This window comes from Campylobacter concisus (assembly GCF_002913865.1).
Taxonomy (GTDB): domain Bacteria; phylum Campylobacterota; class Campylobacteria; order Campylobacterales; family Campylobacteraceae; genus Campylobacter_A; species Campylobacter_A concisus_AM.
This window is the reverse complement of the sequence record NZ_POYX01000115.1, coordinates 1-9,233: the sequence shown is the minus strand read 5'-3', so window position 1 is coordinate 9,233 and position 9,233 is coordinate 1. Positions and strand designations below refer to the sequence as shown.

10 protein-coding genes are annotated in these 9,233 nt (G+C 39.8%); 6 read left to right on the top strand and 4 right to left on the bottom strand.

The window, feature by feature from the left end; translation table 11 throughout:
* Positions 1-240 precede the first annotated feature (240 nt).
* The 6 genes from CYP77_RS07415 to nrfD are packed head-to-tail and all read left to right on the top strand — an operon-like array spanning position 241 to position 6,276.
* Positions 241-951: a disulfide bond formation protein B gene (locus CYP77_RS07415; protein WP_103566073.1), complete on the top strand. Its 711-nt coding sequence runs from the start codon at positions 241-243 to the stop codon at positions 949-951.
* A 10-nt stretch (positions 952-961) separates the two neighbouring features.
* The gene (locus CYP77_RS07410; RefSeq protein ID WP_103566078.1) at positions 962-1,855 is read left to right on the top strand and encodes a hypothetical protein; all 894 of its coding nucleotides are present in this window, start codon (positions 962-964) and stop codon (positions 1,853-1,855) included.
* Between the two features lie 22 nt (positions 1,856-1,877).
* The gene (locus CYP77_RS07405; protein ID WP_103566081.1) at positions 1,878-4,169 is read left to right on the top strand and encodes a molybdopterin-containing oxidoreductase family protein; all 2,292 of its coding nucleotides are present in this window, start codon (positions 1,878-1,880) and stop codon (positions 4,167-4,169) included.
* An 11-nt stretch (positions 4,170-4,180) separates the two neighbouring features.
* Positions 4,181-4,732: a 4Fe-4S dicluster domain-containing protein gene (locus CYP77_RS07400; RefSeq protein ID WP_103566085.1), complete on the top strand. Its 552-nt coding sequence runs from the start codon at positions 4,181-4,183 to the stop codon at positions 4,730-4,732.
* Between the two features lie 10 nt (positions 4,733-4,742).
* Positions 4,743-5,381 carry a TorD/DmsD family molecular chaperone gene (locus CYP77_RS07395; protein ID WP_103566089.1) on the top strand — a complete coding sequence of 213 codons (639 nt, stop codon included), beginning with the start codon at positions 4,743-4,745 and terminating at the stop codon, positions 5,379-5,381.
* Positions 5,382-5,391: 10 nt separating this feature from the next.
* Complete coding sequence (nrfD, locus tag CYP77_RS07390; RefSeq protein ID WP_103566092.1) at positions 5,392-6,276, top strand: NrfD/PsrC family molybdoenzyme membrane anchor subunit; 885 nt, start codon at positions 5,392-5,394, stop codon at positions 6,274-6,276.
* A 54-nt stretch (positions 6,277-6,330) separates the two neighbouring features.
* On the opposite strand, the gene CYP77_RS07385 is transcribed toward nrfD, so the two are convergent.
* From CYP77_RS07385 to CYP77_RS10025, 4 genes are read right to left on the bottom strand one after another with little or no spacing between them, the layout of a single operon-like run.
* Positions 6,331-7,368: an isoaspartyl peptidase/L-asparaginase family protein gene (locus tag CYP77_RS07385; protein ID WP_103566097.1), complete on the bottom strand. Its 1,038-nt coding sequence runs from the start codon at positions 7,366-7,368 to the stop codon at positions 6,331-6,333.
* A 44-nt stretch (positions 7,369-7,412) separates the two neighbouring features.
* A complete protein-coding gene (locus CYP77_RS07380) occupies positions 7,413-8,297 on the bottom strand; it encodes a hypothetical protein (RefSeq protein WP_103566101.1) in 885 nt (294 codons plus the stop codon).
* Positions 8,298-8,306: 9 nt separating this feature from the next.
* Positions 8,307-9,023 (bottom strand): disulfide bond formation protein B, encoded by a 717-nt coding sequence (locus tag CYP77_RS07375; protein WP_103566105.1) that lies wholly within the window; start codon positions 9,021-9,023, stop codon positions 8,307-8,309.
* A 9-nt stretch (positions 9,024-9,032) separates the two neighbouring features.
* Entirely contained in the window at positions 9,033-9,200 is a 168-nt protein-coding gene (locus tag CYP77_RS10025) for a hypothetical protein (RefSeq protein WP_181001959.1), read from the bottom strand.
* Between the last annotated feature and the right edge of the window lie 33 nt (positions 9,201-9,233).

Here is a 9,233-nt window from a genome sequence, read left to right as displayed (position 1 = left end):
GTTATATTATTTTTCTCAGATAAGCATGCTTGTAGTTGAAAATTTACAAATTGGGAGCTCAAAATGGAATTTCTAATTTTGACGCTATTTCTGATTAGTGGGCTTATCTTATACATAAAGCCACAAATGAAGAAAATAGCAACGTCCTGTATGGCTTTGGGGTGCGTAATACTAGTTGCACTAGAATTTTACGTAAATTTATGGGTAGTCTTGCCAATAGGCAACTTTTAGGAGGGCAAGATGCAAACAAAACAAAACGAAATCCCAGCAAACGAACAAGGCTTTTTCAACCTTATGTCACTGGCCATCACTGCTCTTGTGGCACTTCCAGTTGGTATCGCCTGCTTAGTACTTGGCTTTGGGCTAGGTGATAACCCTTGCGTAATGTGCTGGGCCGAGAGGATCACGATGATAGCTATTAGCCTAATAGCACTTTTCATCATCAGGTACGGACTAAAGCCTGGCTATCTAGCAGCACTTTTACTAATGGCTTGCTGGGGTATATTTAATGGCTTTATTCACTACAGCCTAGATGGAACATTTGGCGGCTATCTTGACATCAAACAAGGTTTTGGCCTTGAAATTTTAGGTGCTCACACTCAGTTTTGGGTTATGGTTGTTGATTTTTGCGTGATCATATTTTTGGCTTTTATATTTTTGTTTAGCAAAAATTTGGGCCTTATAATGCAAAAAAGCTCAAATGGCGAATATGGCAACTTTCTAAGCTACCTACCGCTTGGCAAATTTGCAAATTTAGTCTTTATCGTGATCATCCTTGCAAACTGCATTCAAGCCTTTATAGCCTCTGGTCCACCACCATATCTAGGATCTAGCACACCACCAAGAATGAGCATTGATCCTTCAAAATGGTTCTGGGAGAAAGACCACTGGGATAGCTCGCTTGATTTTAGATTTGACTGGAACCCTGAGCTTCCAGACCTAGCAAAGTAAGGAGTAAAAGATGAAAAAGCTAATATTTTTTGTCGCATTAGTAAGCCTTGCTTTTGGGTTTAACTTTGACATGGATAGCAAAAATGGAGCTATCCAAAACACAAAAGAGCTAGGTCTTAAAGATACGCTCACTCTAAATTTGCAAAATGATAATGCAATAACTGGAGCTGACTACGATGAGAGCAAAAAGCACTTTGCCATTGTCTCAAACGACAATGAATTTTACATCGCAGATGAGAATTTAAAGCCTCTAAGTTATGCTAAGCATGACCGCCATTTTATAATGGAGATGGAGGAAACAGTCGGAGCTACTTGGTATAAAAAAGAGCTTGGCATGATAAGTTATAACAAGACTTTTGTCTTTTATGAGCCAGCTAGCAACATTAGCAAAGATGAGCAAAATAGCCAGTGGAGGCACCTATTGGCTGGATATGACGCGTGGAAGCTAAATGACCTTGGTAACAAGGGTAGATTTTCTACCATTAGATCAAAACAGCAGTACATCTTAGGCTGGGACTACTTAGAAAGTGAAAATAAATTTTTCACAGCTAGCGTGCCAAATGACGTTAGAGACTACTGGAGTGTGGCTATATTTGATGGTGATGACAAGATGATCTTAGAAGAATTTATGCCAAAAGCTGGAGCAAATTTGCAGCTAAAAGAAGGTAGAAATTTAAACAACTACTACATTACTGGTGTTGATGTGGAGCCTGATGCGCTCTATCTTTTAAGTAAAAATTTCTCAACTATTTTAAAGTTAAATTTAACCACCAAAGAGATAGACGAGGCTTTTAGTTTTAGTGGGGTAAATAACCCAAGAGCATTAGCAATCAAAGATAATAAATTTTACATCTTCTCACGAGAAGGCAAAGAGAATAAAGTTTTTATCTTTGAGGTGAAATAGCTATCAAATTTAAGGAGAAAACATGCAAAGACGTTCTTTCCTAAAAGGCACGGGAGCAGCTCTAGCAGCAGCTGGAACAGCTCCTAGCCTATTTGGTATGGAGCAATTTGAGGTGGATTTTAACCCAAAATCCTATAAGAACGAGGAAAATGTAGAGTACCACTACCTAACCTGTCCTAGAAACTGCCGTGATGCCTGTTCGATGATCGCTGAGATAAAAGACGGCAAAATGGTAAGTATAAAAGGAGATCCAAAGCACCCGCTAACACAAGGCACAGTCTGCGTCAAGGGTCACACCTATGCCATGCACCTATATAACGCTGACCGCATCATGCACCCTATGAAAAGAGTCGGTAAAAAAGGCGAAGGCAAATGGGAGAAGATAAGCTGGGATCAAGCCTTAAAAGAGATAGCTGCAAAGCTAACTGAGATAAAAGAGAAATTTGGTGGCGAAGCCTTGACCGAGTTTGTCTACTCTGGCAACGAGGGACATATCTCAAAAACTATCGCGCCAGGAAATTTCTTTGAAAAATATGGAGCCACAAGACTTGTTAGAAACCCTTGCGACTGGCCAAGATACGCGGGCACTCCTAGCGTTATAGGTACTGACTTCTCAAAAGATGCACTTGAGATCGATGAGAGCGATATGTATATCAGCTGGGGATCAAACGAAGCTTATACAGCCGTACACTGGATAAGATTTGCTCACCGTGTTAAAAAAAGAGGCGGAAAGATCATCGTTATAAATACAATAAGAATTCCTCTAGCAAACCAAGCAGATATGTTTATCCAGCTAAAACCATCTAGCGACCCTGCATTTTGTCTAGCGGTCTGTAAATTTTTAATAGAAGAAGATCTATATGATCATGAATTTGTAGAAAAATATACAACAGGCTTTGAAGATCTAGTACACGAGTGCTCACTATACACCTATGGCGAGCTATCTGAGATGTGCGGAGCAAGTGTGGATCAGATCAAAGTTTTTGCTAGAGAGTACGCTCACGCAAAAGCACCAGCTATCATGCACGGCGACGGCGGACAAAGACACTTTAACGGAGCAAGACTTGTTCGTGCGGTTACATTTTTACCAGTTTTAACTGGCGCCTTGACAAAGCTTGGTGGCGGACTATTTTGGGCATACGTGCATGTAAAAGGCTGCTTTAATTTCGACAACTGTATGCCAGACCTATCTCCAAAAGATAAAGATGGCAAAAAGATAGAAAGACAGCAAGTAAGCTATATAGAATTTGGTAAAGGCATACAAAAAGAAAATCCAACATATCTTGATAAGCCTATAAACACGGTCATTAGAGCATGCATCAACTACAACTCAAATTTAATGGTAACAGCACCAAATACAAATTTGATCAAAAAGCGTGTAATGGACGATGACTTCTTTTTGGTTGTAATTGATCCTTACGAAACAGATACCTGTGACTATGCTGACTATGTGCTACCTGGTGTTACATTTATGGAGAGTGAGGATATCCAAAACGACCAAATTTCTGGATACGTCTGCTACAACGCTCAAAGTGTAAAACCTCTTGGCGAAGCTAAGACAAATTTAGAGTTCTTTAACGCTCTTGCAAAAGCGATGGGCTATACAGAAGAGTGCTTTAACTGGGATAGTGAAACGGTTTGCAGACGCTTTTTGGATACAGAATTTGCCAAAAAACAAAACATCACCTATGAAAAACTAAAATCAGTCGGCTGGATCAAGCCATTTAGAACACCTGAAACGATGAAGGATCAGTTCCCATACTACCCTTATGCACCAAAAGACAAACTAGTTTTTGGTACAAAGAGTGGAAAATGCGAGCTTTACTCACAAACCTTTAAAGATGCAGGCTATCATCCAGTAATAGACCTTGAAACTGACTGGGACTACTATAAAAAGAGCAATAAATTTGGAAAAGACTATCTCAAAAAATATCCGCTTTATTTCATGACGCCAGGTACTCAGCTCCAAGATAACTCAAACTGGGGCAATATGCCTTATATCTTAAAAAGGGTTATCGTCAAGGGCAATGCTGAGCTATTTATGACACGTGAAGATATGGAAGCACGCGGTATCAAAAACGGAGACACAGTTGAGGCAACAAACGAAAAAGGAACAGCCGTCTTTACAGCAGTCGAGACAAATCAAATGAACCCAGGCATAGTCTATGCGTGGAACAACATCTGGGTAAAAGTGACAAAATCAAGAACTGGGGCAAATATACTTTGCTCTGATGGCGTTAGCGATCTAGGAAATGGCTCAACTTATACAGCTAGCTTTTGTGAAGTAAAAAAAGCAGCTAAACAAGAGATGTAAAGGGGTCTAAGATGAAAAGAAAACAAGGTTTTTTATTTGATTATAACTTTTGCATAGGCTGCAAGGCTTGTGAAATTTCATGTCAAGTCTATCACAATCAAGATCCAGATATAAACTGGAGACATGTTGATGGCCTTATGATACATGAAGATGGCATAGAAAAAGAGATATTTATAACTCGCTCTTGCCATCACTGCGACGAGCCAGCCTGTATGGATGTCTGCCCAGTTGGGGCTTATATCAAGCTAGAAAATGGTGTCGTACAGCCACTTCATGATAAGTGCATAGGCTGCGGATACTGCTTGATGGCTTGCCCTTACGGCTCTATCACAAAAGGCAAAGACGGCAAGGCTCAAAAGTGCAATCTCTGCGCTGAAAAACTTGAGCGTGGCGAAGAGCCAGCTTGTGTGGCGGGCTGTCCGTGTGGAGTACTAAAACTGATTGATAGCAACGTCAGCGACAGCGCTGGTATGCAAAAAGAGATGCCAGGCTTTAAACACTTCTTTACCAAGCCAAACATCCGCTTTTATCCAAGAATGAAGCGAAATGAATTCATACATTAAAGAGTAAAAGATGGATAAGGTCAAAGAAAAGCTTAGCGTTAGCCTTAGTGTTGAAGACTTTTTAAGGCGATTTTTCTTAGTGGAGCTTAGAGAGCAAAATTTAGATGAGCTCATAAGCCTAAGCCTTAATTTTAGTGATAAATTTAAAAATCACAACTTCATACTTTGGCTAAATAAGTGTAAAGATGATCTAAATTTGCTAGACGAGCTAAGATATGAATTTAACAGGCTTTTTGTAGGGCCAAGACACCCAAAGGCCGAGCCATACGAGTCGGTTTATTTTGATTATAAAACGATGTTTGGCGAGAAGACTATGCAGGTGCGAAGCTTTTATGAGAGCTCTGGACTAAAGCTTAGTAAAGAGCAGTTTGATAAATTTCCAGATGATTTCATCGGATACGAGCTGCAATACCTTTACTTTCTAAGTTTCAATGCCTTACAAGCAGACAAAAAAGAGAAGATGGATGAAATTTTACATAAAAAATATGACTTCATCCGCACTCATCCGTTTGAGTGGTTTTATAAATTTAGCTCTCGCTGTAAGGAGACTACAAATTTAGAAGCCTATGTGAGCTTTGCTGATTTTTTAAATTTATATCTTGAAAACGAGATAGAGCAGTCAAGAGCTCTTCTAACTTTTAAGAGTTAAAGGATAGATAATGGAACAAACAACTTGGGGATGGCTCATAGTCATATATCTCTTTTTAGGTGGTTTAGGTGCTGGAGCGTTTTTGTGTTCAGCTTTAGCCTACAAAGGCTTTTTGGGCAAGCTCGATGAGAAATTTTATAAATTTGGATTTTTGCTCGCACCAATAGCGGTCATAGTTGGAACTGCACTTTTGCTATTTGACCTAGCACCAAGCGCAGCGATCAATCCATTTAAGATCATAGGTCTTTACACAAGACCAGTTTCTATAATGAGTATCGGCACATATCTTCTAACATTTTTCATAATAGTTAGCGTACTCGTGCTTTTACAAGTCAAAAAAGGTGGCAAAATTTGCGATATGATGCTTAGTTTTGGCTCGCTACTAGCGCTTGGAGTGATGGGATATACTGGACTACTTTTATATGTAGTAAAAGCGATCCCACTTTGGGCAAGTATATGGCTACCGATACTATTTACTATCTCAGCCATATCAACAGGCCTTAGCGCAAACGCTATATCTGTGCTAAGTGGTGGTGGCGTTTTGAGCCACGAGTCGCATAAATTTCACACTATTTTGGTGGCACTTGAAATTTTCGCCCTATTGATGCTATTTGCAAGCGTTAGAAACGAAGCTGCTGGTATGGCTAGCATAACCAAAATAGTATCAGGTTCTCTAGCACCGATGTTTTGGATAGGCTTTATAGTGCTTGGTCTTGCACTACCGCTAATTGGTGGTAGCAAATTTATGCTACAAAGATGTGGCGTAACAAAAGACGGAGCAGTATGCGGATGTAGCGAAGGCATCAAAAGCTGTGTATATAATGAATATGGTGTTTTAATCGGCGGTTTTTGCCTAAGAGCATTTATCGTTCTTGGAGCAATTTATATATTTTAATAAACTTTCTCCCTTTAAAAACTAGGCCGGATAGGATCTGGCCTAGCTATCTAATCATTTCTCGCCAAGTGGCCAGTAAACAACTGGTTTAGCTCCTAGTCTTGCCTCACCGTGATACATACCAAGCTTATCTTTAGTCCAAGCAAAGCCAGTCTTACCAAATTTATCGATAGAAATGATACCACCACTACCACCTAGTGCTGCTACCTCTTTTACAGCCTCTTCGGCTGCTTTTTGCACATCTGAAGTTTTGTATTTATAAAGAGCTGAGACCTCATGAGCAGCATTTACACGCATGTAGATATCACCTGTGCCTGTGCAAGAGACTGCCACTGAGTCATTATCTGCATAGGTTCCAGAGCCAATTATCGGACTATCACCTATACGGCCAGTCATTTTATTTGTCATGCCACCAGTACTTGTTGCTGCAGCTAGATTGCCATTTTTATCAAGCGCTATCGCTCCAACAGTGCCAAGATATGGACGCTCATATAAATTTAGCGAAGTTTTCTTTGTCTTTTCACTATCAAGCATGAGCTTTTGTTTCTCTTTAGCCCTTTGGAGTGCGTCATATCTAAACTGTGTGAAAAAATACTTTTGATCAACCATTTCTAGGCCGTTTTCTTTGGCTAGTTTGTCAGCTCCCTCGCCAGCAACAAGAGTGTGCCAAGTCTTGTCCATTACGACTCTTGCACCAAGAATCGGATTTTTGATGTGCCTTGCCATCGCAACTGCGCCTGCTTTTTTAGTAGAACCGTCCATAATAGAAGCGTCTAGCTCATTAAAGCCGTCAGCTGTAAATACTGCGCCCTTACCAGCATTGAAATTTGGATCATCTTCTAACACCATAATGGCTGCCGTCACCGCATCCATCGCGCTACCACCTTTTTCAAGCACAGCTTGGCCGGCCAAAAGCGCCTTTTTCATAGGCTCTTCTCGCACTTTAAACTCATCTTTGGTAAGCTCAAGTCCGCTAGTGCCACCATGTATGACTATGACGGGACTAAATTTATCCTCTGCGTTTAAGAGTGAGCCTGCGAATAAGGCAACGCCAGCTGCTACAAAAACAGCTTTTGAAAATGCTAGTTTCATACGCTCTCCTTTAAAGAAATTTTGTTAGTCTTTTTTTAGACATCTCATCTTTCGAAAATAAAAATTTTATTCACGCCATTTTCTTTAGAAGCGACATAAAATTTATCATCCTTTATGGCCAACGCATGAGCATCACCCACGCCATCAAAGCTATAAATTTCTGTGACCTTTCTTGCCCTTGGGTCAAGTTTTAATATGCTTGAATATTGCTTAGATAACAAGTATACAAACTCGCCATTTGCGTCCATTCCTGTGATATAGTAGTCATTTATCTCCCTGCCCTCTTTTACGCCAAGACTCTCATCAAAGCTTGGAATAAATTCTGTATACAAAAGGTTATCGCTATCACTAAAACTAGCAATACTCCAACTTTGCTTTATGTCATCTGGCACACTTGCTATAAAAAATTCGCCGTAGAAGTCAGAGTGATCCCAAGAGAGAATATACTGCTGTTTTGCACGAACTGTGTAGTATCGGTCCTTAAAATCAAGGCTAAATTTATCATAGCCATCATGCAAATATCTCCACGCCTTATTTGCATCATCCTTGCTTTGATCTGGCATAAATTTGAAAAATTCATACGTTTTGTTATAGCTAATCAGCCCAAGAGAACCTTTAAAAAAGCTTGCACCAACCGTATCTTCCATCTGTATGATCCAATCAGGCGTGCTTCTTAGATAGCTTTTTATCTGATCTAAATTTTCATCCATAGAGTAAAGCTCAAATTTTAGAGTGCCGACCAAAAAACTTTTGCTCTCCTCATCATAGTCAAGACCTGTAACTGGATTGCTATTATTTAGTTTTAGCTCTATTTGTCCAGCTTTTTTTAAGAGAGTTAGATTTATAACTGCACCATTTGCTGCATTTAGATCAAACTCTCCACCAAATGCCAAGCAAGTGCAAAGTGTTATTAAATTTAAAATTTTCATTCCATATCCTTACTTTGGTAAATTTGGTAGTTTTGGATTCCAGCTTTCGCGAAAATCTATCTCATGTTCATCCCAGTGATCAAGCTCCCAAAACCATTTAGAAGGATCAGCGCTCATGCGAGAAGGCGTAGCCGATGCTAGATATGGTGGTGGGCCAGCTGTTATAAAAGCTTGAATGCAGTTAAATGCCATAATGACCACAAAAACAGCCACAGCTATCTTTCCCAATAAGAAATTTGGTAAAACAACTCCGTATGCGTTTTCTTCGCTATTTTGCATGATCTTGCCAACATTTTTACCAAGCATCAAAATAACACCTAAAAAGATAATGACACAAAAGTGTACGACAACAACCCAAAATTGCGTATGAGCGCCTAAAATTTCAAGCCCAAAGCCTTGCTTTATATCAAGATATCCACCGCCTGTGCCATCTAAACTATAGTGTAAAAAGCCATCATATAGCCCAAGGCACGCTAAAAAGAGGATTGTGACCAGATACCTAACCTTAAAGCCATAACGTACAACGATAAGCGCCATAAAAGAGATCGCCACCATGCAAAATCTCTCATGCCAACACATGATACAAGGGCTATCACCCATGCCAAATCCAAGTATCAGACACGCAATGCCAACAGGAAGTGCGATCAACGCAATGGCAGCAGCTGCAAAGAGATTGAAAAATCTCTTTTCGTCATCACCCCAGCTTGCAAATTTTTTATTATTCATTGCCTGCCCCTAAAAATTTCCCATTGGCACAACGGCAAATTTATTTACCCATGCCATCATTACAATAAGCACAACCATTCCAGCAATGCCAAACCCCATTACAGCCTGCTTTTTCTCTGGTTTAAACAACAAAAATAGACCACCGATAAAAAACATCAAAACCATTAAAAATTCCATTTTTTATCCTTTCTATAAAATTTAATATTTATT